Origin of the sequence: Klebsiella sp. 141251, from assembly GCF_050600725.1 — a bacterium.
Classification (GTDB): domain Bacteria; phylum Pseudomonadota; class Gammaproteobacteria; order Enterobacterales; family Enterobacteriaceae; genus Klebsiella; species Klebsiella aerogenes.
In genome coordinates this window covers 107,401-132,766 of record NZ_JAQIRG010000002.1, presented here as the reverse complement: position 1 = coordinate 132,766, position 25,366 = coordinate 107,401, and the positions used below count along the sequence as shown (strand labels likewise).

Here is a 25,366-nt window from a genome sequence, read left to right as displayed (position 1 = left end):
TAAGTAGTAGAAGAAAACCTGCCGGAAGCAGTCTCCCGGAGCGCGGAATAAACGCTCCGGGAAGGGACGGCTTTTAGAAAAAATAACAATCGCGCCAGTACTCTATTTTATTTACAGGTGATTTATGACTTATGTGATTATTCATGCTCTCGCGCCCATTTTCGTCATTATGCTGCTGGGTTTCTGGGCCGGGAAGGCCGGGATGGTAGATAACAAAAACGTCTCGCTGCTTAATATTTTTGTAATGGATTTTGCCTTACCCGCCACGCTGTTTAGCGCGACGGTACAAACGCCGTGGGCCGGTATCGTCGCCCAGTCGCCGCTGGTGCTGGTGCTGACCGGCGCGATGTGGATCACCTATGCCGCAATCTACTTCCTCGCCACCAGCGTGTTCAAACGCACGCCGCAGGATGCCGCGGTGCTGACCCTCACCGTCGCCCTGCCAAACTATGCCGCGCTGGGTCTGCCGATCCTCGGCAGCGTGCTGGGTGAAGGCGCGTCAACCTCGCTGTCGGTGGCGGTTTCTATCGCCTGCGGCTCGGTGCTGATGACCCCGTTCTGCCTGCTGATTCTGGAGCGTGAAAAAGCCCGCGCCGCGGGTGAAAACAGCGGTTCTACGCTGGCGATGCTGCCGGTGCTGATGTGGCGTTCGGTGAAAAAACCGATCGTCTGGGGCCCGCTGCTTGGGGTGGTGCTTTCTGCTATCGGCATTAAAATGCCGGACCTGCTGCTGGCGTCGATCAAACCGCTGGGCCTGGCCGCCACCGCCGCCGCGCTGTTCCTCACCGGGGTGATCCTGTCGGCACGTAAACTGCAGCTCAATGCGCTGATCGCTACCTCAACCATCGTGAAACTGCTGGTGCAGCCGTTTATTGCCTGGGGTCTGGTGATGTTACTTGGTCTGCACGGCTCTATTGCCATTACCGCGATCCTGATGATTGCGCTGGCCGCCGGCTTCTTCGGCGTGGTCTTCGGCAACCGCTTCGGCGTGCAGTCTCCGGATGCTGAAGCCGTGCTGCTGTTAAGCTCGGTTCTGTGTATCCTGTCGCTACCGCTGTTTATCTCTTTGACTTCAGGACTGTAAACCATGTCATCAACGCCGCGTCCCCACGATTTAGTTTGGTTAAACCACGCCAGCGCCCTGGAAGCTATTGCCGAGCCGTGGGTGGCTCAGCAGTGGCGAGCCGCGCTGCCGGTGGTGGTGAGGCGCGACGTTGACGACCAGGCCCGCATCCCGGTTGGAGTGCGGGGCATGAAGCGCGAGCAGCGCGCCGCCGGCTGGGTACAGGCGCACAATATCGTGCGCAGCGTCACCCCGGAGATGCTTGTCGAGCGCGAAGCATTACTCTGCTCGCCGTTTGTCTCGCAGCCGCCGGTCCAGGCGGCTATCGCCCTCACCTTACACCGCTGGCCCTGGGGCTGGGGCGTCACCGGCAGTACCGGCTACGCGCTGGCAACCGAAATCCCGGTGCTGCATGCGGCAAGCGATCTGGATCTGCTGATCCGCGCGCCGCAGCCGCTGGACCGCGAGGCCTTGCTGGAATGGCAGGCCCGGGTGGCCCAACTACCGTGCCGCGCCGATACCCAGGTAGAAACACCCTACGGCGCCTTCGCTCTTAATGAGTGGCTGCGCGATGGCCGCGCGCTGCTGAAAACATCCCGCGGCGCGCGCTTAACCGCGACGCCGTGGCACAGGGAGGAATGATGAAGATTTTATTTACGTTTCCCGGTCAGGGCGGTCAGCGCCCCGCGATGCTGGCGGCAATTCCCGATCGCGAGGCTATCCTCTCCCAGGCGCGCGCCGTGCTGGGGGATGAAGTCGATACTCTCGATAGCGCCGATGCGCTAAAGCATACCCGTGCGGTCCAGCTTTGTCTGCTGATCGCCGGGGTGGCCTGGGCGCGCGAGCTTCAGCGTCAGGGCGTGGATCCGCAGATGGTCAGCGGGCTCTCTATCGGCGCGTTTCCGGCAGCGGTGATTGCTGGCGCGCTCGATTTCGCCAGCGCGCTGCGGCTGGTGGCGCTGCGCGGCGATTTAATGGAGCAGGCTTATCCCGAAGGTTACGGGCTGACGGCGATTATGGGGCTGACCCGCCCGCGGATTGAGGCGCTGATGCAGGGCCACGAGGTGTATCTCGCCAACCTGAACGCCGAAACGCAGATCGTGATCGCCGGGCGTGATGACGCCATGGCCGAGGTGGCGCAGCTGGCGCTGCAGGCTGGCGCCAGTAAAGCCCAACGGCTGGCGGTCAGCGTGCCGTCGCACTGCGCGCTGTTGGCTAAACCGGCCGTCGCCCTGGCAAAAGCCTTCGCCGAGGTCACCTTAACGCGCCCTCAGCGCGCCTATTTAAGCGGCTCGACGGCGCGCGTGCTGTGGGATCCGCAGCGGATCGCCGACGATCTGGCGATGAACATGGCGCGCACCGTACATTGGCAGGAGGCGATGATCGCCGCCGATGAACGCGACGCGAGACTGGCAATCGAGATGCCGCCCGGCGGCGTGCTCACCTGCCTGACCCGCCAGGCAGGCTGGCGCGGCGAGACCATTGCGCTGGAGCGCAGCGGCGTAGACGTCGCCCGCCATCTTGCAAAGCGGCTTAGCGATTAATGCTGCGGGCGTACATGCGCCCTTCCGCCGCCAGCGCCAGCAGGTCGGCATCGCGCTCGCGATGGTGTGAATAGACGATAGAGATCAGCTGGCGCATCTGATAGGGTTCCGCCAGCTTTAACAGCTGCACATCGTTTTCATAGACTTTCTTCATGCGACCCGGCAGCAGCGCGAAGCCCACGCCCGCCTGCACCAGGCTTATCATCGAAAAGATATCATTCACCCTGGTCACAATTTCCGGCTCAAAACCGGCTACCTGAAAAGCCTCCTGAAACCCGGCATAAGTCGCAAACCCTTCCGCCAGCGAGACAAACTTGCGATCGGCGTAATCGCGCAGGTCGGCGAGCTGCGAGGTATCCAGCTGTTCCGTCGCCGGCGCGGCGAGGAAGATATCATCTTCAAACAGCGGCACCACGTCGAAGGCCGAATTATTGTACTCGCCTTCATTGGTGGCGATTAAAATAGCGTCAAGGGCATCGTCTTCCAGCATATCCAGCAGCATCTGGTTGGAGCCCATCGTCAGATCCAGTTCAAGCTCCGGGCGACGCAGCTTCATCCCCATAATGATGCGCGGAACGGTTTCCAGCGTCAGCGAATAGAGAGTACCAATGCGCAACCGCCCCTGACCAACGCCGGCGACTTTGCGCGTCGCCTCAAGCCCGCGGCTCATCAGACTCATCACATCCTGGCAGTATTCGAGCAGCGTCCACGCCGCCTGCAGCGGCAGCAGGTTACGCCCTTTGTGGACAAACAGCGGGCAGCCGACCCCCTCTTCGAGCGTATGCAGTGCGCGGTGAACGCTAACGCTGCTGAGCTTCATGGCTTCGGCGGTTCTGGCGATATTGCCCTTCGCCATAAACATCATAAAGACCGACAGCTTGCGGAAGGTGATCTCCTGGTTGATATCGTCTTTCATAGCCCTTCCACACTCCTGGTTTAATTTTCTGTTTCAATTCAAACCAGTATATCTTTTATGAGGCCAAAGTTGCAGGCAGCGCGCGGCGTCAGCCGGTAAATAACGCAAAAAAGGGAAGACCATGGTCTTCCCTTTTATTCACTGCCTGGATGCGTCGTTACAGCGCCATATCGTGCTGCGGCGAGGCTTCGCGCGGCGTCTCTGCCGGTTTGGCGGTCGCGGTCGGCGCGGACTCTGGCATCTGAATGACCGGAGGCTTAGTCAACTGCAGCGTCGCGGCGGTGTCATCCCAAACCTGCTGGGTCAGCGCCACGTTACCGTTTAACTTCTCGCCGTAGCTCGGCACGATGGCGCGAATGCGGCTCTGCCATTCCGGCGAGTTAAACTGCTGCGGGAACATCTGCTTGAGAACGTTCAGGGTGATCGGCGCGGCGGTGGAAGCACCTGGCGATGCGCCGAGCAGCGCAGAAATCGTTTTCTGCTGATCGACCACCACTTCGGTACCGAGCTTCAGAACGCCGCCCTTCTCCGCGTCTTTTTTGATGATCTGCACGCGCTGACCGGCCTGAATCAGTTTCCAGTCTTCTTTGCGCGCGTTCGGGTAGTACTCTTTCAGCGCCGCAAAGCGGTCATCATCGCTGAGCATAACCTGGCTAATCAGGTACTTCACCAGATCGAAGTTGTCGAGGCCAACGTGGGTCATCGGCAGTACGTTGCTGGTGGTGGTGGTGCTCAGCAGATCGAAGAACGAACCGTTTTTCAGGAACTTGGTGGAGAAGGTGGCGAATGGTCCGAACAGCACCACGCGCTTACCATCGAGGTAACGAGCATCCAGGTGCGGTACCGACATCGGCGGCGCGCCAACCGAGGCCTGACCATAGACTTTCTGCTGGTGCAGTTTAGTCAGCTCCGGGTTTTCGGTCATCAGGAACGAGCCGCCTACCGGGAAGCCCGCATAATTGTCCGCTTCCGGAATGCCGGTTTTCTGCAGCAGCTTCAGCGCGCCGCCGCCGGCGCCGATGAAGACATATTTGGCGTCGACAGCCTGCTCTTCACCGCTCTTCACGTTCTTAATCGTCACGTGCCAGGAGTTGTCGGCATTGCGTTTGAAATCGGTGACTTCAGAAGAGGTCTGCAGCGAGAAATTGCTGCTCTTTTTCAGGCTGCCGATCAGCTGACGGGTGATTTCACCGTAGTTCACGTCGGTACCGACCGGCGTCCAGGTGGCGGCCACTTTTTGCTGCGGATCGCGTCCTTCCATGACCAACGGCGCCCACTGTTTAATTTGCGCGTGATCGGTGGAGAATTTCATTCCCTGGAATAAGGTAGTCTGCTGCAGCGCGTTATAACGCTTTTGCAGATAATCAACATTATCGCCCCACACGAAACTCATATGCGGCGTGGAATTAATAAACGAGTGCGGGTCGTGCAAAATACCGCGTTTGACCTGCGCCGACCAGAACTGGCGCGAAATCATAAACTGTTCATTGATATCTAGCGCTTTGCTGACATCAATAGAACCGTCTGCACGCTGCGGCGTGTAGTTCAGTTCCATATTTGCCGAGTGACCGGTACCGGCGTTATTCCAGCCGTTAGAGGACTCCAGCGCGACGCCGTCGAGTTTCTCCACCATCACCTGTTTCCACTCCGGCTGCAGTTCCTGCAGCCAGGTGCCCAGCGAAGCGCTCATGATGCCGCCGCCGATCAGCAGAAAATCAGTTTTTTTCGAGGTATCGCCATTCGCGTAGGTCGCCGTACTGACGAACATCGCTAATGCGGTCATAGATATAATCGTTTTTTTAATTGCAGGCATAATAGAAATATCGCGTAGCAAAAGTGTAATAAGAGCCGTCATATTAACGCACTTTTACTTTATTTTAAAATATCATTTACACTTCGATATTTTAATGCAAACAGTTTTTTAACTTAAAAAAGCAGTTTATTTATTTCACTGGCGGTTATTGTGAAAATTGCGGCAAAAAAAGCAGGATTATTCAGGCGATAAGAAATATAGCGCCGGTTTATTTAGTTATTTAACAAACCGGCGCGGCGAGGAAATTAATTGACGTTACATGGCGTTTTCTCTTGCGCTTCACCCAAAGCGATACGCAGATGGTTGTTGTTTTCGCTTAGCAGATCCCGCGCCTGCCAGGCATCAAGCCCCGTCATCAGCATCAGAATCGCCGTCCGACAATGCTGATTGCAACTGGCCAGCGCAGCTTTGGCTTGCGCGCGCGTACACTCTGTGGCGGCCATCACCATGGCGATTTGCCGCTCCTCCCAACGCGGGCTGGTTGCCTGGAGGTCTACGCGCAGGTTGCCGTACACCTTGCCGCTGCGTACCGCCAGGCCGGTAGTTAACAGGGTGAGGATCTGCCGCTGCGCCAGTTGCGCTTTCGGGTTGCCATAACCGGCTACCGCCTCCGGCCCGGTCTGCGGCGCAATAATAATATCCGCCAGCTGCGCAGCCTCGCTGTCGCTTAGCTGCGTCAGTAGCGCAATCGGCGCTCCCAGCGACCAGGCGTGACGCATGGCTCCCCACACCCACGGTGTTTTGCCGCTGACGGAAAGGGCCAACAGCATATCGTTGGCGCTGAAGGCATGTAGCTGCAAATCGCGCACGCCCGCGTCATAATCGTTAGCCGCCATCTCGGCCGCCTGCAGCGAGCTCTCTTCGCCGCCGGCGATAATCGCCACCAGTGAGTGATTGGCTTCAGGGGAATAGTCATTAACCGTTTGCAACGCCGCCTGCCCGGATGCCCCGGCGCCAATGATCACCAGCCGTCCTCCCCGGCTCAGGGTCGCCGCGGCGTTATCCACCAGCCGGGTAATCTGCGGCAGGCAGGCATCGATGGCGACGGCTATCTGTTTGTTATCCTGCTGCAGCAGGGTCAGCATATCGAGGGTGGCGAGCGTATCGATATGGCGCGTTTGCGGGTGGCGTCGTTCCAGCATTGATGCGGTTGGCTTACTGCTCATAAAACCTCCATTTAAAACCGAACTCACTGCGGCTACATCAATAGCAATGACATATCCATTCATTCATCACGGCTATTTGATTGATGCGGTCAGTGTAAAGCCTTCATCCACGGCTTTACCGCCACGGGGGTCACAGTTTGTTCACTCGACACCTAATCGCGGCGCGATTGCGCGTTATCCGAGCATGAGGGCTACGCATGTCAGGCAGCGGATATCCGGTAAGCCGGTTTTACTGTTATTACACGGCTTTATGAAAGCCGCCCTATCGGCGATAATGATCGTTCAACGAATTGACCGGGGTTGTCATGAAGGAAGCCGAGCTACAGCCGCCCGCACGTAAGCGCGCCCGCAGCCTGAAATTAAGTACCGCCGTCACGCTGATGATTGGCAGCGTTATCGGCGCGGTGCTGCTGCTGGTCTACGCGCTATGGTTTATGCAGATCAGCAACGCCACCCGCGACGGCTTAAAAGAGACGGCGCTGGCGGTGGCGCGCACCATGGCCGATATGCCGCAGGTGAAGCGCGGCCTCAGCGAGCCGCCGCAGAGCAATATTATTCAGCCGCTGGCGCAGGCCATTACCCGACGTAACGATCTGCTTTACGCGATTGTGACCGACATGCGCGGTATCCGCTATTCGCATCCGGATAGCGCCATCATCGGTAAACCGTTTATCGGCGAGGATATCCGCCCGACGCTCGCCGGGCGCGAAAACGTGGCGATTAACCACGGCGTACTGGCGCCGGCGCTGCGCGTGTTCACCCCGGTATTCAATGAACAGCATCAACAGATAGGCGTGGTGGTGGTGGGGATTTCGCTGAGTAAAGTCGACGAACAGATCGCCAATAGCCGCTGGGACGTCCTGCTGACCATTCTGTTCAGCGCGCTGGTCTGCGCAATCGGCACCTGGAGCCTGGTGCGCGGCTTGAAGCGTATTTTGCTGGGGCTGGAGCCGCAGGATATCTCTACCCAGTTCCAACAGCGTCAGGCGATGCTGCACTCGCTCAAAGAAGGCGTGATCGCTGTGGATAGCAGCGGCCAGGTCACGCTAATTAACCCGGCCGCCCGCGGCATGTTACTTAGCGGGCCGGATAAAAGCATCGATCGCACCCCGCTGCTGGCGGACCTGCAGGAAGTTCTGCGCAGCGGCGAGCCCATCTATGACCGCGCGCTCGGCTGTAATGGCTTGTTGCTGATTAGCAATACCGTCCCGGTGCGCAGCCAGAACGCCATCGTTGGCGCCATCAGCACCTTCCGCGATAAAACCGAGATGAGCCAACTGGTGCAACGGCTGGATGGCATGATGAGCTACGTCGATGCCCTGCGCACCACTTCGCACGAATTTATGAACAAGCTGCACGTGATCCTCGGCCTGCTGAATATGAAAAGCTATGACAAGCTGGAAGAATATGTGCTGCAAACCGCCCATGCCTATCAGGCCGACATCGGCGAAATTCAGCACCGGATAAAATCGCCGGTGGTCGCCGGCTTCCTGATTGGTAAAATCCAGCGCGCCAAAGAGCGAGGCTTCACCTTGAACCTCGCCGAAGAAAGCCTGGTGCCGGATTGCCCGAATGAAAAACAGGTCACCGTGCTGGTAACGGTATTAGGTAATCTCATTGAAAATGCGCTGGATGCGATGAGCGGCCAGGCGGAAGGTGAAGTGAGCCTGCTATTGCACTATCAGGATGGCTGGCTAAGCGGTGAAGTCAGCGACGACGGCCCGGGGATCCCGGCGGCCAATATCGACGCCATTTTTAATAAGGGCTTCTCCACCAAAGGCGAGAATCGCGGCGTCGGCCTGTTTCTCGCCAACCAGCAGCTCCACGAACTCGGCGGCACGCTAGCCGTTGAGTCCGAGCCTGGCGTATTTACCCAATTTTTTGTTCACCTGCCCTGGGATAGTAAAAGGAAAAAAGCGTGATAAATGTATTGATTGTTGACGACGATGCGATGGTTGCCGAGCTGAATCGCCTGTACGTGGCGCGCATCCCCGGTTTCAGCTGCTGCGGCACCGCGTCGACGCTCGGCAAAGCCCAGGAGATGATTAACGACCCGCAGATGGCGATCGATTTAGTACTGCTGGACGTTTATATGCAGCAGGATAGCGGCCTGGATCTGCTGCCGACCATTCGCGCCAGCGGCCGCGCCATCGACGTGATTATGATAACCTCCGCCGCCGATGCCGCCACCGTTCAAACCGCCATGCACTACGGCGTGGTGGATTATCTGATTAAACCTTTCCAGTTCCCGCGCTTTGAAGAGGCGCTGACCGCATGGCGCGAAAAGCGCAAACTGATGACCGGCCAGCCCTATTACGAGCAGGCGGATGTCGATCGTCTGTTGCACGGCGGCGCGCCGGAAGCGGCTGACGCGCGTAAGCTACCGAAAGGCTTAACGGCGCAAACCCTACGCACGCTGTGCCAGTGGATTGACAGCCACCCTGATGTGGAATTTTCTACCGATGAGCTGGCGGCGGCGGTGAATATCTCGCGCGTCTCCTGCCGCAAATATCTGATCTGGCTCGCGCAGATCAATATTCTCTATACGACCATCCATTACGGCGCGACCGGCCGACCGGTGTATCGCTACCGCCTGGTCGCCGAGCAGTACGGCCTGCTCAAGCAGTACAGTCAGTAATCTGGTAGCCGCTGTCGCGCAGCTGAAAGCGGATGCGCTGCGGTGACGATAGAATCACGTTGCGGTTTTTGGTGACAAAAATCGCTTCAATGTCGTCCCGCTGGCGCAGCGCCGCGCAGCCCTTCTCCACGCCAAGGCCATACAGCAGCGTGGTCCAGATATCGCCGTCCAGTGAATCCGCGGAAATGACCGTGACGCTGTCGAGTTCGTTATCCAATGGATAGCCGCTGCGCGGATCGAGGATATGGTGCCAGCGTTTGCCATCCTGCTCGAAATAGCGTTCATAGGTGCCTGAAGTGACAACCGACTGCCCGCTAACGGCAATCGAGCCGATAAGTTCCTGCGCCGCGGCAAAGGGTTTTTTCAGCCCAATCGCCCATTCCCCTAACGTATGTACATTGCCGCCGAGATTAATCAGCGCCTGTTCGATCCCCTGCTGGCCCAGGTAATCGCGTACCCGATCGGCGATATATCCTTTGGCGATTGCGCCAAGGTCAATTTCCATTCCAGCCTGCGCCAGCCACACGCTCTGCTTTTCGTCATCGAGAATGACATCCTGCGGGCGGGTTAACGGCAGCCGCGCCGCAATATCCGCCGCCGACGGCACGCTATGCCCCTGAAAGCCAATGCGCCACAGTTTAACCAGCGGGCCGATAGCCAGATTAAAGGCGCTGTCACGCACCATACTGGCGGCTTTAGCGCACTTAATCAGCTGGTACACCGGACGGCTAACGGTAACGGGATGACGCCCGGCGGCATGGTTGATATCCATCACCTGCGACTGCGCGCGGTTAACGGTGAGCAGATCTTCGTAGCGTTTAATTAACTGAAATACGCGGGAGGCCAGCGCCTCATCGTGGGAATAGAGTTTGAGCAGGATGGGCGAGCCCATCAACACGGCGGAGTAGCTATAGACGCGGTTATCGGACATCGGGCTCTCCTTAGAAGGGATAAGCCGGGCGGCTAAGCCAGCCCGGCATCAGCAATTACCTATTATCCTCTGGCACGTTTCGCCGCCTGATGGCCCGCGAGGGTACCGAAGATGATGATATCCGCGACCGCGTTACCGCCGATGCGGTTACCGCCATGGATACCGCCAACCACTTCACCCGCGGCGTAGGCGCCGCGAATTGGCTGCTGCGCCACATTCAGCACTTCGCCATCGGTATTAATGGTCACGCCGCCCATAGTATGGTGCACCCCTGGGGCAATACGAATGGCGTGGAACGGGCCTTCGTTAATCGGCGCGCGCAGCGCGGTTGTGCGGCCAAACGCTTCATCGTGCTGTTTTTCCACCGCGCCGTTGTAGCATTCCAGGGTAGCGAGGAACGCATGGTAATCCATCCCCAGCTTCTCCGCCAGTTCACGCGGCGAGCTGGCGCTGGTGACGAAGCCTTTGGCGATATACTCGTCGGCGGCTTTGTTTTTCGCCCGCACATGCTCGTCGAAGACGATGTAAGCATAGTGTTCCGGCAGCGCGATAATCGCCGCAGACACTTTATCGCGGGTCTCCATCTCGTTGAAGAAGCGGTTCCCCTGCTGGTTAACGAGAATAGCGCCGCCGCCGCGAATCGATTCGGAAATCAGGTACGAGGTCTGCTGCTCGACGGTCGGGTGAATTTGAATTTCGCCCATGTCCACGGTGCCGGCGCCAATACGTTCCAGCAGCGCGATACCGCTACCGGTCGCCCCTTTATGGTTGGTGGTCACGAAGCCTTCGAGGTCAGGACGATATTTCACCACCATCGCGCTGTTGGCGCTGAAGCCGCCGGTCGCCACGATAATACTTTTGGCCTGCACTTCGATGACCTCTTGTTCATCGTTGATAAGACGCACGCCGCTCACTTCGTCGTGGCGCATCAGGATCTCTTCTACCGAGGTATCCAGCAGCACATCGATACCGCGTTTGGTGATATTACGCACCAGACCGCTAATCAGGTAGCCGCCAACCGCCGATCCGTCGCGCGGACGGTGGGTACGGTCGATACTCATCCCGCCGGTGGTGGTGATATCGTTAAGCATAATCCCACGGTCCGCCAGCCATTCAATGGCTTGCGGCGCGTTTTCAACGAAACGGCGCAGCAGCTGCGGGTTGTTTTTGTTGTGGCCGCCCTTCAGGGTTTCCTGATAGAACAACTCTTTACTGTCCTGAATACCTTTGACGCGCTGGAAGCGGGTTTCCGCGGCGTTCATCCCGGCGGAAGCTTTGATGGTGTTGCCGCCAATAGTCGGCATTTTTTCGACGATCAGCACGCTGGCGCCTTCGTCGTGGGCCTGAATCGCCGCAGCCAGACCGGCGCCACCGCTCCCCACCACCACAACGTCATAGCTTTTCGGCGCGGTATCGTTGCCGCCCTCTTCCGCGGCCAGCGCTTTGCTGGATTTCAGCATCGCTTTGGACACCGCTTTTTTCACCGCTTCGCTCTGGCTGGTCGCGCCGGAGATAGCATCGACGTGCGGCGTGTTGGCGGTCAGAATACGTTCGCGGATCTCTTCGAAGCTGGTGGTAAATTCAACGCTCTGTACTGGGCTTGCGGCCAGCTCGATATCCGCAATGCGATCGTTTTCGAGGCTGACGTTAATGACCAGTTCGTTGGCATCGTCCTGAACGGTTTCGACAAACATCCCCGGTTTAAATTTCGCGTCGCCCATGCTCATGTCGCGGATCATCGCTTCGACCAGCGAGAAACGCCACAGCGGTTCCGGAATGTGCAGCGCCTCGCGCTGGGTGCTGTCGATAAAGAGTTCCAGCTCTTCGCCGGCGGCGATACGTGAAGCCCAGTCCGGATAGGCGATGCAGGCGCGGCCGACGGCCATCAGGTCATAACCGTGATCGAGGCCCTGTTCGGCGTCGGCTGCGTTAACCACTCCGCCGACACCCATCACCGGCACCTGCGCCAGCGTTTCAGAACGCATGGCGCAGTATTTTTCAATCAGCGGCGTCGGATCGCAGGTATCAACGATAGACGGGCGCAGCGTCGCGCCAACTGAGAAATGCAGATAATCGACGCCGCGGGCGGCCAGTTTCTCCAACAGATACATGGTGTCGTCGAAGCGGATCCCCGGGACTTCCATCTCTTCCGGCGAGAAGCGATAGCCGATAATAAAGGCATCGTCAGCGTACTGACGGGCCATTTTATGCGTGATGTCCAGCACCGCCAGCGGGAATCTGGCGCGGTTATCGCGGCTGCCGCCCCACTGGTCGTCACGCTGGTTAGAGTTCGGCGAATAGAACTGCTGGATAAGATAGGTGTTGGCGCCGTGGATTTCGACACCGTCGAAACCGGCAAGAATCGCGCGGCGTACGCCGTCGCCAAATTTGGCGATCATGCCTTCGACTTCTTCACCACTGAGGGCGCGCGGCATAGCGGCGCCGTCGCGCGGCGCGGCAATGGCGCTCGGCGCCACCGGCTGGCGACCGCCAATCAATTGCGGGTCAACCATGCGACCGCCGTGGTAAATCTGCAAAATCGCTTTTGAGCCTTCCGCTTTAATCGCTTCGGCGATTTTCGCCAGCCCGGCGATTTTTTCATCGTTATCGATGCCGATAGCGCCCGGGAAGGCCAGACCATAATCATCAATAAAGCAGCATTCAACGATGATAGTCCCGATGCTGCCGGCGCGGGCGCGATAGTATTCAACGAGCTCGCTGGTGACGGTACCATCGAAATAACCGGTGCAGGTGGTCATTGGCGCCATTAGCAAACGGTTTTTCAGTTCAGTCCCATTCGGTAAAGTAAATGGCTGCAGAATTCGTTCGTTACTGGTCATATTAATACTCCAGATTTTAAATATTGAAATTCAGAATTGGGTGACGGAAATTTTATTGATTGTTTATTTTCATTCCTGTTGTCATGCCAATAATATAGCGTGTTTTTTAGTTACTAAATTAATTACGTTAGTTAAAAAACTATTTAATACCTGCAATAACAGCAATACCTCTATTGTATTATTAAATTTATATATCGCATTTACATAATACAAATGAATGATAACATTTCGGTCACTTTTGTTAACGCTAGAAAAACGCGCAAAACAAAAATAAAACACGTAATTTCAATAACTTAAATAATTAATTGCTTTAGCCATTTATTATTTTTTAAGCGTTCCCTTAACAATTGACGTTTCTTGCGGATAATAACCACATCATCATATGTGGTTATTGCCAAACGAAAAAAAAGATCCAGATCACCTGTTTTTTTTGATCTCGATCAATTGCAATGCAACGTGAAAGCGCAATATATAAATACCCAATGAATTTAATTTAACGCCGCGAAAAACGCGTTAAATAACCGTTTAAGCAATAAGCAATCTCGACCATTAATAATTAAAGAAACTTTCGCAACTAAAAAAATCGAGCGTTGTAAGCGAAGACGGAACCGTATTTTCAACTACTAGCAGATACTCATTATGAAAGAGAAAAAGACAACCATACCGCCTGCCGGTGCCGCGTCTAACGCGGCGTATAAACGTCTGATCATGATGGCATTGCCCATTATCGTCGCCGTACTGCTGCTGTTCGTCCCGGTGCCTGACGGCTTACCGCCTTTCGCCTGGCACTATTTTGCTATCTTCGTTGGCGTCATCGTCGGCCTTATCTTCGAACCGCTGCCGGGCGCCGTTATCGGTATCACCGGGGTGGTGGTGATTGCTTTATGTAGCCAGTGGCTACTGTTCAGCCCGGAACAGATGGCGGCGCCAAGCTTTAAGCTGGCCGGCGCGTCATTTAAATGGGCGGTCAGCGGCTTTGGCAACTCTACCGTGTGGCTTATCTTCGGCGCGTTCATGTTCGCCGCCGGCTATGACAAAACCCAGTTCGGCCGCCGTCTGGCGCTGATTCTGGTAAAATATCTTGGCCGCCGCAGCCTGACGCTGGGCTACGCCATTACCTTCGCTGACCTGCTGCTGGCGCCGTTTACCCCGTCCAACACCGCACGTAGCGGCGGGACCATCTACCCGATTATCGCTAACCTGCCGCCGCTGTACGGTTCTAAACCTAACGATCCGAGCGCACGCCGTATTGGCTCTTATCTGATGTGGGTAGCCATTACCGCCGCCTGTATCACTAGTTCTATGTTCCTGTCGGCGCTGGCGCCGAACCTGCTGGCGCTGGCGCTGGTAAAAAGCATCGTTGGTATCAACATCTCCTGGGGGACCTGGTTTATCGCCTTCCTGCCGCTCGGTATCCTGTTGATTCTGGCCATGCCGCTGCTGGCGTACTGGTTCTATCCGCCAGAAGTAAAAATCAATAACGAAGTGCCGCTTTGGGCCGCTCGTGAACTGGAAAAACTGGGCAAACTGTCGCGCAATGAAATCCTGCTGCTGGTGTTTGTTTGCTTCGCGCTGATGATGTGGATCTTCGCCGCCGACTGGATTGAACCGGCGCTGGCTGCCCTGCTGGTTATCGTGCTGATGCTGTGGACCGGCGTGCTGTCCTGGAGCGATATAACCAACAACAAAGCGGCGTGGAATACCTTTGTCTGGTTCGCCACGCTGGTCGCGCTGGCTGACGGTCTCTCCTCCACTGGTTTCATCGCCTGGTTGGGTAAAGAAGGCGGCGCGCTGATGAGCGGTATTTCTCCGGGCGTTGCGACCATCGTCCTGCTGCTGGCGTTCTATCTGCTGCACTACCTGTTCGCCAGTACCACCGCGCACACTACCGCGCTGCTGCCGGCCATGCTGACCATCGCTTCGACTATCCCGGGAATGAATATGGAAGTCTTCGTCCTGCTGATGGTGACCTCGCTGGGCGTGATGGGCATCATCACCCCGTACGGTACCGGTCCGAGCCCGATTTACTACGGCAGCGGCTATCTGCCGACCAAAGACTACTGGCGCCTCGGCACCATCTTCGGCGCCATCTTCCTGGCCGCCCTGCTGCTGATTGGCTATCCGTGGATGTCCATGATGTTCTGATTCATAACCGCCGGGTCTTCCCCCGGCGGTTTTTATCTTTATGGAGTATGTGAATATGTCGACGAAACCCTTTGTTTATCAAGACCCGTTCCCGATGGCGCATGACGATACCGAATACTATTTGCTCAGCAAAGAGCACGTCTCCGTCGCCGAATTCGATGGTCAGGAAGTATTGAAAGTGGAACCACGGGCGTTAACCCTGCTGGCGCAACAGGCCTTCCACGATGCCGCTTTTATGCTGCGCGTCTCGCATCAGCAGCAGGTCGCGGCCATTCTGCTCGACCCGCAGGCCAGCGAAAACGACAAATACGTCGCGCTGCAGTTCCTGCGTAATTCCGAAATTGCCGCCAAAGGCGTGCTGCCAACCTGCCAGGATACCGGCACCGCCATCATCATGGGTAAAAAAGGCCAGTGCGTATGGACCGGCGGCGGCGATGAAGCCGCGCTGGCGCAGGGCGTCTATAACACCTATACCGAAGACAACCTGCGTTACTCGCAGAATGCGCCGCTGGATATGTATAAAGAGGTCAACACCGGCACCAACCTTCCGGCGCAGATCGATCTCTACAGCGTCGACGGCGATGAATATAAATTCCTGTGCATGGCGAAAGGCGGCGGTTCCGCCAACAAAACCTATCTGTACCAGGAAACCAAAGCGTTAATCACCCCGGCGAAGCTGAAAAACTATCTCGTCGAGAAGATGCGTACCCTCGGTACCGCGGCCTGCCCGCCCTACCACATCGCTTTTGTGATCGGCGGCACCTCGGCGGAAGCCACGCTGAAGACCGTTAAGCTGGCTTCCGCCCGCTACTATGACGACCTGCCGACCGCAGGCAACGAGCACGGTCAGGCCTTCCGCGATGTGCAGCTGGAGCAAGAGCTGCTGCAAGAAGCGCAAAATCTCGGTCTCGGCGCGCAGTTCGGCGGGAAATATTTCGCCCACGATATTCGCGTTATCCGTCTGCCGCGCCACGGCGCTTCGTGCCCGATCGGCATGGGCGTCTCCTGCTCCGCCGACCGCAATATCAAAGCTAAAATCAACCGCGACGGCATCTGGATTGAAAAACTGGAAAGCAACCCGGGGAAATACATTCCTGAACACCTGCGCCAGCAAGGCGAAGGCAATGTGGTTAGCATCAACCTGAACCAGCCGATGAGCGAAATCCTGGCACAGCTGTCGGCGCACCCGGTCTCCACGCGTCTGAGCCTTAACGGCACCATTATCGTAGCCCGCGACATTGCCCACGCGAAACTGAAAGAGCTTATCGATAACGGCGAAGCGCTGCCGCAGTACGTGAAAGATCACCCGATCTACTACGCCGGTCCGGCCAAAACGCCGGCTGGTTACGCCTCCGGCTCCCTGGGCCCGACCACCGCGGGACGTATGGATTCCTACGTCGATCTGCTGCAATCGCACGGCGCCAGCATGGTGATGCTGGCCAAAGGCAACCGCAGCCAGCAGGTGACCGACGCCTGCCATAAACACGGCGGCTTCTACCTCGGTAGCATTGGCGGCCCGGCGGCAGTCCTTGCCCAACAGAGCATTAAGAGCCTCGAGTGCGTGGCTTATCCGGAGCTGGGAATGGAAGCTATCTGGAAAATCGAAGTCGAAGATTTCCCGGCCTTTATTCTCGTTGATGATAAAGGTAACGATTTCTTCCAACAGATCCAAAATCAGCAGTGCGCCGGTTGTAAACAACACGGCTAATTCCCTCCACGCCCGGCGGCTCATCGTCGGGCGTATTCTCCCCCTTTACTCTTGAATTCACCCGACGCTGAACTATGCTCAATCCAGCAGCCGTTCAGAGTTTGACCAGCTGAAAAATAACAATAATTCCCCCTTTTCCGGTGTCGCATATGAACAGGATCCAGGCGTTATTAACGGCGTGTTTTCTGCTATGGCTGGCCTTCCCGCTTTCGGCGGCAGAACCGCGTCAGCAGCCCACCGCTCGCGAGCAGGCGCGAACCGTCGCTATTTTCCATCAACCGATCGTCATGCTGCAGGCCACCTTCGGCCAGACCACGCCGGAAGAGCGGGTTCTGCGCATCCGCAATACGCTACGCGCCTTTACCGAGGCCGATATCAGCCAGCCGCTACAGGTGGTGCCTGTCACCCGCTACAACCAGCCGGGGCGGCTGTTCCTGATGAATGGCAAACCCATCATGTTACTCAGCCAGGCGGACCTCGATGAAGGCGACGATCTGACCCTCGATCAGGCGGCGCAGCGCGTTCTTGCCCGTATGGAAGCGCAGCGGACGTCGCTGCGCGAACAGTACAATACCCGCTATCTGCTGCTGGCGGCGCTAAAATCCGCCGCCGGCGCGTTGCTCCTCGCCCTGGCCTGCTATCTCGCTTTCCGTTCGTGGCGGCGAGTGAGGCGCTTTTTCCATCTGCGGATCCTCGAAAAGCGCAGCCTGATCCCGCATAACTGGCGGCGTTTTCTCGGCAACATTGAAAGCCGATTATACGCGCTGCTGGTCATACTGCTTGGGGTACTGGCGGGTTATGTTTGGCTGAGTTGGGTATTCAGCCTGTTTCCTTGGACCCGGGTATGGGGAGAGTCGCTCGGTGAGTGGTCGGTAGGGGTGATTCGCGATATTTCGCTGTCCATCGTGTCGGCGCTGCCGGGATTGATGATCGTACTGCTTATCTTTCTGATTACGTGGTTTATCATCCGCCTGCTGAAGGTGGTGTTGGATCAGGTCGCCGCCGGACGTCTGCAGATCCCCGGTCTGCATCCGGAAACCGTCGGCGCCACGCGAAAGCTTATCGCCGTGGTTATCTGGCTTTTTGCGCTCTCCGCCGCCTATCCTTTCCTGCCTGGCGCAAATTCTCTGGCCTTCAAGGGGATTAGCGTGTTCTTCGGTCTGATGTTGACGCTGGGCTCAGCGGGGGTGATGAATCACGCCATGAGCGGCCTGGTGCTGATTTATACCCGCGCGCTGCATAAAGGCGACTGGATCCGCATCGCCGATAACGAAGGCCAGGTCAGCGAGATCGGCATGCTGGCGACCAAAATCCTGACCCGCGAAAACTATATTGTCACCCTGCCGAACGCGGTGGTGGTCAGCGGTAAAATCACCAATCTCAGCGCCAGCGACCCGCAACAGGGAATCAACCTCACCACCGGCGTGACCATTGGTTACGACACGCCGTGGCGGCAGGTACAGGCGATGCTGGAACTGGCGGCCCACCGCGCCCAGGGAGTGGATCATCAGGTGGCGCCGGTGGTTCGCAAACTGGGATTGCTCGACTGGTATACGTCGTATGAACTGCAGGTGCGGCTGTTACCGGAAACGACGCTGCCGGAGGGGCGCAACGCGCTGCACAGCAGCATTATCGATGTATTTAACGAATTTGGCGTGCAGATTATGTCGCCCAATTTTGTCATGCAACCGAAAAGCGCGGTGGTGGTCGCCAAAGAGGATTGGTATACCGCCCCGGCGGTCGCGCCGCAGGAGCGCGACAGGTAACGTCGTCCCACGCCGACGCAGCGTCATCAGGCAATGCCGGATGGCGCTGCGCTTATCCGGCCTACAACTCAAAATCCCCGGTAGCGCTACCGCTTACCGGGGCTACAGCGCTGTGCGATTTAGTAGCCCGTACAAGGCGCAATGCGCCGCCCCGCTACGCCTGCGCGGCGTCAATCTCGGCAAACACCTGCTGCGCGAGGTGCAACGTGGCGTTTGCCGCCGGTAAGCCGCAGTACAGCGCCGAATGCATAATCAGCTCTTTCAGCTCATCACGGGTCACACCGTTATTAAAGGCGGCGCGCAGATGCATCTTAAGTTCCGCCTCGCGGTTCAGCGCAATCAGCATCGCAATAGTGATCATGCTGCGGGTATGGTGATCGAGCCCTGGACGGGTCCAGGTTTCTCCCCAGGCGTAACGGGTAATGAAATCCTGAAACTCCTCGTTCAGCGGCGTCAGATTCTGCAGAGTACGGTCAACGTGAGCATCGCCTAATACCTTGCGGCGAACCTCCATTCCCTGCTGATAACGTTGTTTATCTTCCATTTTGCTCCCCCAGCAAAAAGCCGTTCAGCGCGGCGTTAAAGGCAGCAGGCGCTTCAATGTTCGACAGATGCGACGCCTTCAACACCACCACCTGTGAAGTGGCGATCTGCTGATGCAGGAAGTTAGCGTCGGCGACAGTCGTGACAGGGTCACTTTCTCCGGCAATAATCAGCACCGGAATCGCAATTTGCCCGACCTCCCCCCGCAGGTCTGCCGCCGCCAGGGCTTCGCAGCAGGCAGCGTAGCCTTCGGCGTCGCTATGAGTCAGTTGATGGCATAATGCCTCGACCACCTCCGGCGCGCGCTGGCGGAAAGCATCGCTGAACCAGCGATCCGCCGCCCCCGCGGCAACCACATCCATCCCTTCCTGACGTACCGCGCGGGCGCGAGAAAGCCAGCCCGACTGATCGCCGATCCGCGCCGCGGTATTGGCCACCGCCACCGCATAAAAACGTTCCGGCGCAAAGCGTGCCAGCCATAATCCCGTCAGCCCGCCCATCGAAATACCGCAAAACAGCGCTTTGTCGATATTTAGGTGATCGAGCAGCGCAATCACATCCTCACCCAATTGCGCCAGGGTCACCTTGCCGTTTTTCGTCGTTTTACCATGGCCGTGGGTGTCATAACGCAGTACGCGAAAATTCGCCGTCAGGGCCTCCATTTGCGGCTGCCACATTGCGCGCGTGGTACCAAGCGAGTTCGACAGCACGATAACCGGCGCGCCTTCCGGCCCGTCGAGTTGATAATCAAGATTCATGACGTTGCTCCTGATAACGCGCCAGTACCTGGCGCACAAAGCGTTCGGCGCTACCGGTGGCCGTTGCCGGATCCAGTAGCATGTTTAAACGTTCGCGGGAGAGATACTGACTGACCAGCGGGTCAGCCGCCAGCAGATCGACAAGTAAACCGTGACTGTCCAGAGCCTGGCGGCACAGCGCTTCTACACGGTGATGCGCCTCGGCTTTGCCGATAAACTCCGCCAGCGCCAGGGTCACCGCTTCCGCCATAATCAGCCCGTGGGTAATATCAAGGTCGGCACGCATCTTATGCACGAAAACCTGCATCTCGCGCACCAGCATGTCAGTTTGCGCCAGCGCCCCGCCCACCAGCATAATCAGCTCCGGTAGCGTTTCCCATTCCGCCTGCCAGCCGCCGAGCGCGCGCTCATGCTGTTGGATTTGACCGGCGTAAAGGGTGGCGACCAGCCCCGGCGTGCGCTGCGCCGCGGTTAAAATCGCCGCGCAGGAGACCGGATTACGTTTGTGCGGCATGGTCGAGGAGCCTCCGCGCCCTTCCGCCAGCGGCTCGCCGACTTCCGCAACCTCGGTTTGCATCAGCAGCGAAAAATCATTGGCGAATTTTCCCAGGGTGCCGCAAACGCCGGCGAACCAGGCGCCGACTTCGAGGAAACGGTCGCGCTGGCTATGCCATGGCGTATCCGGCAACTGCAGCTCGAGGGTTTGCGCTAACGCCTGCGCGACCTGCGGCGCCTGCTGTTTCAATGAATCAAGCGTGCCAGCCGCGCCGCCAAACTGCAGCGCCAGCACCCGTGGGCGCATCTCGATCAACCGCTGCTGCCAGCGCAGTAGCGCATCCAACGTCCCCGCCAGTTTGAGGCCAAAGGTGACCGGCAGCGCATGCTGCATCCAGGTGCGCCCCGGCATCACCGTATGCTGATAGCGCTGCGCCTGTTCGGCAAGCGCATCAATCAGGCTTTGTAGCAGGCTATCCGTCGCCGCCAGCGCGCCGCGCAGTTGCAAAACAAACCCGGTATCGATAGCGTCCTGGCTGGTGGCGCCCCAATGGACATAGCGCGCGGCGTCAGGATCCTGCGCTTTCACACGCGCGGTCAGTTGTTTGACCAGCGGAATTGCCAGATTACCGGCGCTGGCCGCAGCCTGTCCCAGCGCGTCGAAATCAATAAGCGCATGCCGGCAGGCGTTGACTATCGGCGAGACTGCCGCCTTCGGCACCAGACCGCAGTCGGCCTGCGCCTGCGCCAGCGCGGCTTCGAAATCCAGCATGCCCTGTACCCGCTGCGCATCGCTAAACCAGTCGGTTAGCGGACTGCTGCGCAACATGGGGGTCAACAAACTCATCGCTACTCCTTAAACGCGTTCAATAATCAGCGCAATCCCCTGGCCCACGCCGATACACATGGTGCACAGCGCATAGCGGCCGCCGGTTCGCTTCAACTGATAAGCGGCGGTCATCGCCAGACGCCCGCCGGAAGCGCCTAGCGGATGGCCCAGCGCGATGGCCCCGCCGTTGGGGTTAACGTGGGCGGAATCATCCGGCAGACCTAAATCACGGGTAACCGCCAGCGCCTGTGCGGCAAAAGCCTCATTCAATTCGATGACGTCCATCTGCGCCAGCGTCAGCCCGGTTTGCGCCAGCACCTTACGCACCGCCGGCGCCGGGCCGAAGCCCATAATTCGCGGCGCAACCCCTGCCGTCGCCACGCCGACAACCCGCGCCAGCGGCTGTAAATCATTCGCTGACATGGCCTGTTCACTGGCCAACAGCAGCGCGCAGGCGCCATCATTGACGCCGGAGGCGTTACCGGCGGTAACGCTGCCGTCGGCTCGGACCACGCCGCGCAATTTGGCCAGCGCCTCCAGCGAGGTGCTGCGCGGGTGTTCATCGCGGCTGAAACACAGCGGCTCACCTTTGCGTTGCGGTACCGATACGGCGATCAGTTCATCGGCGAAACGCCCCGCTTCTTGCGCCGCAGCGGTACGCAGCTGGCTACGAAGCGCAAAAGCATCCTGGTCGGCGCGAGAAATGGCAAACTCATCGGCGACGTTTTCCGCGGTTTCCGGCATCGAGTGCACGCCGTACAGCGCTTTCATCTGCGGGTTAATAAAACGCCAGCCAATGGTGGTATCTTCCATCTGCATCGAGCGGCTAAAGGCGCTCTCGGCTTTGCCCATCACAAACGGCGCGCGCGACATACTCTCCACCCCACCGGCGATCATCAGCTGGGTTTCGCCGCTTTTAATCGCCCGCGCCGCGACGCCGATCGCATCAAGGCTCGAGCCGCACAGGCGGTTAATCGTGCTGCCGGGAACGCTCTGCGGCAGGCCGGCCAGCAACAGCGCCATACGCGCCACGTTACGGTTATCTTCTCCGGCCTGGTTGGCGCAGCCGTAGATCACATCGTCAATTAGCGCCGGATCGAGACCCGGATTACGCTCCAGCAGCGCTTTCAGCGGCAGCGCCGCCAGATCGTCAGCGCGCAAACTCGATAATGCGCCGCCAAAACGGCCAAACGGCGTACGCACCGCATCACAGATAAATGCCTGATTCATCATAGGTTCCTCACGCGCTTTCCGCCAGTTGTTCAAAAGTCAGCGCCACCGGAGTGATGCGCTGTAGCTCTTCAAATGAGAGGCCGTTAAAGATTTCGCGTACCACCGGACCACGGTCGGTAATATCGATGACCGCCAGATCGGTATAGATACGGCTGACGCAGCCGACGCCGGTCAGCGGATAGCTGCACTGCTCGACCAGTTTGCATTCGCCATCGCGGGTCAGATGGTCCATCATTACAAACACCTGGCGGGCGCCGATAGCCAAATCCATCGCCCCTCCGACCGCCGGGATCGAATCCGGCGCGCCGGTGCTCCAGTTAGCGAGATCGCCGCTGGCGGAAACCTGATAGGCGCCCAGCACGCAGATATCGAGATGCCCGCCGCGCATCATGGCGAAGGAGTCGCCATGGTGGAAAAAACAGCCGCCCTGCAGCAGGGTGACATACTCTTTACCCGCGTTGATCAGCTCCGGGTCCTCTTCGCCGGGCTGCGGCTTCGGCCCCATTCCGAGTAGCCCGTTTTCACTGTGCAGGAACACCTCTTTATCGGCAGGTAGATAGTTGGCGATACGGGTCGGCAGGCCAATACCGAGGTTTACGTAAGCGCCTTCCGGAATATCGCGGGCGACGCGCTGGGCCATTTCGTCACGAGTCAGTTTTTGCATGTTCGGCTCCTCAGGCGCTTTGCGCGGCGGACAGATTTTCCAGCGAGAATACGCGCTGGACGAAAATCCCCGGGGTGATGATGTTTTCCGGGTCGAGTTCGCCAAGGGCGACCAGTTGCGAGACTTCAACAATGGTGGTTTTGGCGGCGGTCGCCATAATCGGGCCGAAGTTGCGCGCCGCTTTGCGGTAGACCAGGTTGCCCCAGCGGTCGCCCTGATGGGCTTTAATCAGCGCAAAATCGGCTTTAATTGGATATTCAAGCACGTAATGACGGCCGTCGATCTCCCGGGTTTCTTTGCCTTCCGCCAGCGGCGTGCCGTAGCCGGTAGGGGTAAAGACCGCGCCGAGACCTGCGCCAGCGGCCTGGATCCGCGCCGCCAGATTGCCCTGCGGCACCAGTTCCAGCTCAACTTTGCCGCGGCGATAGAGGTCATCGAAAATTTGTGAATCTACCTGGCGCGGGAACGAGCAGATCATTTTGCGCACCCGCCCGGCTTTGAGCAGCGCCGCCAGCCCCACCTCGCCATTACCCGCGTTGTTATTAATAATGGTTAGGTCGCGGGCGCCCTGGTCAATCAGGGCGTCAATCAGATATGTCGGCTGCCCGGCGGGGCCAAATCCGCCGATCATGATGGTCGCGCCGTCGTGGATCCCGGCAATGGCCTCACTCAGCGTCGACACGCTTTTATCAATCATCAGGTCGCTCCTTAACGTGCGGTAATCGCACTTATATGCGTTGTTCGCACAAAATGTGACCCGCTTAACGATGCTGGTCAAGGGCGATAATCGAAATATGGTGCGATAATCGAACATCGTATATCTTTAGCGAAAGAATGTGATCGATGGCAAATACGGAGAACAAAATGGACAAGCATCCAGATGATGTAGTGGCGGGCGACGGCGATCCGTTTAAGGGCGATCCGAACTTTATGGCATCGCTGGCGCGCGGGCTGGAAGTGATTCAGGCTTTTACCCCGCAGCGCCCGGTACTGTCGATTTCGCAGATCAGCCAAAAGACCGGCATCCCCCGAGCGGCGGTACGTCGCTGCCTGTACACCCTAAGCAAGCTGGGTTTCGTCTACGCCGAAGACGGCAAGAATTTCCAGCTGCGACCACGGATACTTGCCCTCGGCCACGCCTGGCTGGCCTCAACGCCGCTGGCGCGCTCGGCGCAGCCGGTGCTCAAGCATCTGAGCGAAATGCTCAATGAGTCCTGCTCAATCGCCACCCTGGATGGCGACGATATCTTGTATATCGCCCGCGCCTCCAGTTCGCGCATTATGACGATCGATCTTGATATTGGCAGTCGTCTGCCGGCGTGGGCGACCTCCATGGGGCGCGTGCTGTTAAGCCATCAGCCGGAAGAAAGGCTGAACGACATGCTGGGCCGGGTGACGATGATTCGCTACACCCCGCAAACGGTAGATTCGGTGAATAAGCTGCGCGCGGAGCTAAAACGCGTGCATCAGCAGGGATATGCGTTGAACGATCAGGAACTGGAAATGGGGCTGCGTTCGCTGGCGGTACCGCTATATAACCCGCAGGGACAGGTGGAAGCAGCGCTGAACGTCGGGGTTCACGCGGGCCAGATGTCGACCCGCGAAATGCTGGACCGGGTGCTGCCGGAATTACAAAAAGCCGCCCGCGAGCTAACGCTGCTGCTGCGCTAGCGGCTGCGTTTAGCGTGCAGCTCCCAGTTCTCCTGCTTAGCCTGTTCGGATTTACGCAGCGCCACGTAACAAGCGCCGCTGCCGCCGTGGTGCGGTAGCGCGGCGCAAAACGCCTGTACCTCGGGCAACTCTGGCAGCCAGCGCGCCAGGTAGCTGCGAATAATATTGGCGTGGGCCTGGTCATCACGGCCTTTGCCGTGGATGATAAGTAAATTACGCAGCCCCTCTTTTTGCGCCTGTATCACGAAGGCGAACAGCATTTGCCGGCACTGTTCGACCGGCTGGCGCAACAGCGACAGGCTTGCCTGCTGGCTGTATTTTCCACGCCGCAGCTTTTCCAGCACTCCGCTTTGCAGCCCTTCCCGTTTGAACTCCAGCGGCACGGCGAGCGGCACAATATCGAGGTAGCCGGTGGTCAGAAAATTATCGAGCTGTAGGGTATCGATACGCTGCGGCGCGCGCGCGGGTCGTTCACGATGCCAGTGTACGTCATTATTGCGTTTCAGAGGCTGGACATCCTCCATGGCGTCAAGAAACAGGGATTTGTCGTCAAGGTTCATGGTCACTCCTCCAGCGGCTATCGCCTGCTACTATAGCCGCCTCACGCCTACCCCTCAACGCGTTTAGCCGCAACTGCTGGCAA

Annotated in this window: 21 protein-coding genes; 9 read left to right on the top strand and 12 right to left on the bottom strand. The window is 58.1% G+C overall.

The genetic code is table 11. The features are described from left to right. Positions 1–124 precede the first annotated feature (124 nt). The 3 genes from PGR09_RS05155 to mdcH are packed head-to-tail and all read left to right on the top strand — an operon-like array spanning position 125 to position 2,607. Positions 125–1,084, top strand: coding sequence for an AEC family transporter (locus PGR09_RS05155; RefSeq protein ID WP_004148291.1), 960 nt, complete (start codon positions 125–127; stop codon positions 1,082–1,084). Between the two features lie 3 nt (positions 1,085–1,087). After that, positions 1,088–1,705 carry a malonate decarboxylase holo-ACP synthase gene (locus tag PGR09_RS05150; protein WP_063415016.1) on the top strand — a complete coding sequence of 206 codons (618 nt, stop codon included), beginning with the start codon at positions 1,088–1,090 and terminating at the stop codon, positions 1,703–1,705. Continuing rightward, positions 1,705–2,607 (top strand): malonate decarboxylase subunit epsilon, encoded by a 903-nt coding sequence (mdcH, locus tag PGR09_RS05145; RefSeq protein ID WP_042892381.1) that lies wholly within the window; start codon positions 1,705–1,707, stop codon positions 2,605–2,607. The genes PGR09_RS05150 and mdcH overlap by 1 nt, the downstream gene beginning before the upstream one ends. On the opposite strand, the gene PGR09_RS05140 is transcribed toward mdcH, so the two are convergent. From PGR09_RS05140 to PGR09_RS05130, 3 genes are all read right to left on the bottom strand, one after another. After that, entirely contained in the window at positions 2,597–3,523 is a 927-nt protein-coding gene (locus PGR09_RS05140) for a LysR family transcriptional regulator (protein WP_045392340.1), read from the bottom strand. The genes mdcH and PGR09_RS05140 overlap by 11 nt on opposite strands. A gap of 157 nt (positions 3,524–3,680) precedes the next feature. Further along, entirely contained in the window at positions 3,681–5,336 is a 1,656-nt protein-coding gene (mqo, locus tag PGR09_RS05135) for a malate dehydrogenase (quinone) (RefSeq protein WP_320482853.1), read from the bottom strand. A 245-nt stretch (positions 5,337–5,581) separates the two neighbouring features. After that, positions 5,582–6,502 (bottom strand): N-acetylmuramic acid 6-phosphate etherase, encoded by a 921-nt coding sequence (locus PGR09_RS05130; RefSeq protein WP_045392343.1) that lies wholly within the window; start codon positions 6,500–6,502, stop codon positions 5,582–5,584. 305 nt (positions 6,503–6,807) lie between these two features. Between PGR09_RS05130 and PGR09_RS05125 the strand changes: the two genes are divergently transcribed. Together PGR09_RS05125 and dcuR are read left to right on the top strand one after the other, a co-directional pair. Then, the gene (locus PGR09_RS05125; protein WP_045392345.1) at positions 6,808–8,424 is read left to right on the top strand and encodes a sensor histidine kinase; all 1,617 of its coding nucleotides are present in this window, start codon (positions 6,808–6,810) and stop codon (positions 8,422–8,424) included. Next, on the top strand, positions 8,421–9,140 hold the full coding sequence (dcuR, locus tag PGR09_RS05120; protein WP_047042881.1) for a two-component system response regulator DcuR: 720 nt from the start codon (positions 8,421–8,423) through the stop codon (positions 9,138–9,140). Before PGR09_RS05125 ends, dcuR begins: the two co-directional genes overlap by 4 nt. Here dcuR and PGR09_RS05115 read toward each other — a convergent pair. Together PGR09_RS05115 and PGR09_RS05110 are read right to left on the bottom strand one after the other, a co-directional pair. Further along, complete coding sequence (locus PGR09_RS05115) at positions 9,121–10,071, bottom strand: FAD:protein FMN transferase (RefSeq protein WP_045392351.1); 951 nt, start codon at positions 10,069–10,071, stop codon at positions 9,121–9,123. The two genes, dcuR and PGR09_RS05115, sit on opposite strands and share 20 nt — an antisense overlap. 62 nt (positions 10,072–10,133) lie before the next feature. Next, on the bottom strand, positions 10,134–12,911 hold the full coding sequence (locus PGR09_RS05110) for a flavocytochrome c (protein WP_047042876.1): 2,778 nt from the start codon (positions 12,909–12,911) through the stop codon (positions 10,134–10,136). Positions 12,912–13,550: 639 nt separating this feature from the next. Here PGR09_RS05110 and PGR09_RS05105 point away from each other — a divergent pair. The 3 genes from PGR09_RS05105 (at position 13,551) to PGR09_RS05095 (ending at position 18,530) form a co-directional block, all read left to right on the top strand. Next, on the top strand, positions 13,551–15,056 hold the full coding sequence (locus PGR09_RS05105; RefSeq protein WP_032707943.1) for an anion permease: 1,506 nt from the start codon (positions 13,551–13,553) through the stop codon (positions 15,054–15,056). A 55-nt stretch (positions 15,057–15,111) separates the two neighbouring features. Further along, positions 15,112–16,764, top strand: a complete 1,653-nt coding sequence (fumA, locus tag PGR09_RS05100) for a class I fumarate hydratase FumA (RefSeq protein ID WP_088389924.1) — start codon at positions 15,112–15,114, stop codon at positions 16,762–16,764. A gap of 149 nt (positions 16,765–16,913) precedes the next feature. Further along, positions 16,914–18,530: a mechanosensitive ion channel family protein gene (locus tag PGR09_RS05095; RefSeq protein WP_315710271.1), complete on the top strand. Its 1,617-nt coding sequence runs from the start codon at positions 16,914–16,916 to the stop codon at positions 18,528–18,530. A gap of 154 nt (positions 18,531–18,684) precedes the next feature. Here the strand turns inward: PGR09_RS05095 and pcaC are convergent, their stop codons facing one another. From pcaC to PGR09_RS05065, 6 genes are read right to left on the bottom strand one after another with little or no spacing between them, the layout of a single operon-like run. Then, entirely contained in the window at positions 18,685–19,074 is a 390-nt protein-coding gene (gene pcaC, locus PGR09_RS05090) for a 4-carboxymuconolactone decarboxylase (protein ID WP_015705266.1), read from the bottom strand. Then, positions 19,064–19,831, bottom strand: coding sequence for a 3-oxoadipate enol-lactonase (gene pcaD / locus PGR09_RS05085; protein WP_045392362.1), 768 nt, complete (start codon positions 19,829–19,831; stop codon positions 19,064–19,066). Before pcaD ends, pcaC begins: the two co-directional genes overlap by 11 nt. Then, positions 19,821–21,173 (bottom strand): 3-carboxy-cis,cis-muconate cycloisomerase, encoded by a 1,353-nt coding sequence (locus PGR09_RS05080; RefSeq protein ID WP_045392365.1) that lies wholly within the window; start codon positions 21,171–21,173, stop codon positions 19,821–19,823. Before PGR09_RS05080 ends, pcaD begins: the two co-directional genes overlap by 11 nt. Positions 21,174–21,182: 9 nt before the next feature. After that, on the bottom strand, positions 21,183–22,385 hold the full coding sequence (gene pcaF, locus PGR09_RS05075; protein ID WP_213797318.1) for a 3-oxoadipyl-CoA thiolase: 1,203 nt from the start codon (positions 22,383–22,385) through the stop codon (positions 21,183–21,185). Positions 22,386–22,395: 10 nt separating this feature from the next. Next, a complete protein-coding gene (locus tag PGR09_RS05070) occupies positions 22,396–23,052 on the bottom strand; it encodes a 3-oxoacid CoA-transferase subunit B (RefSeq protein WP_015705262.1) in 657 nt (218 codons plus the stop codon). A 10-nt stretch (positions 23,053–23,062) separates the two neighbouring features. Further along, positions 23,063–23,749 (bottom strand): 3-oxoacid CoA-transferase subunit A, encoded by a 687-nt coding sequence (locus PGR09_RS05065; protein ID WP_045392371.1) that lies wholly within the window; start codon positions 23,747–23,749, stop codon positions 23,063–23,065. Positions 23,750–23,916: 167 nt separating this feature from the next. Between PGR09_RS05065 and PGR09_RS05060 the strand changes: the two genes are divergently transcribed. After that, entirely contained in the window at positions 23,917–24,723 is an 807-nt protein-coding gene (locus PGR09_RS05060) for an IclR family transcriptional regulator domain-containing protein (RefSeq protein ID WP_015366809.1), read from the top strand. On the opposite strand, the gene smrA is transcribed toward PGR09_RS05060, so the two are convergent. Then, positions 24,720–25,283: a DNA endonuclease SmrA gene (smrA, locus tag PGR09_RS05055; protein WP_047077719.1), complete on the bottom strand. Its 564-nt coding sequence runs from the start codon at positions 25,281–25,283 to the stop codon at positions 24,720–24,722. The two genes, PGR09_RS05060 and smrA, sit on opposite strands and share 4 nt — an antisense overlap. Positions 25,284–25,366 lie beyond the last annotated feature (83 nt).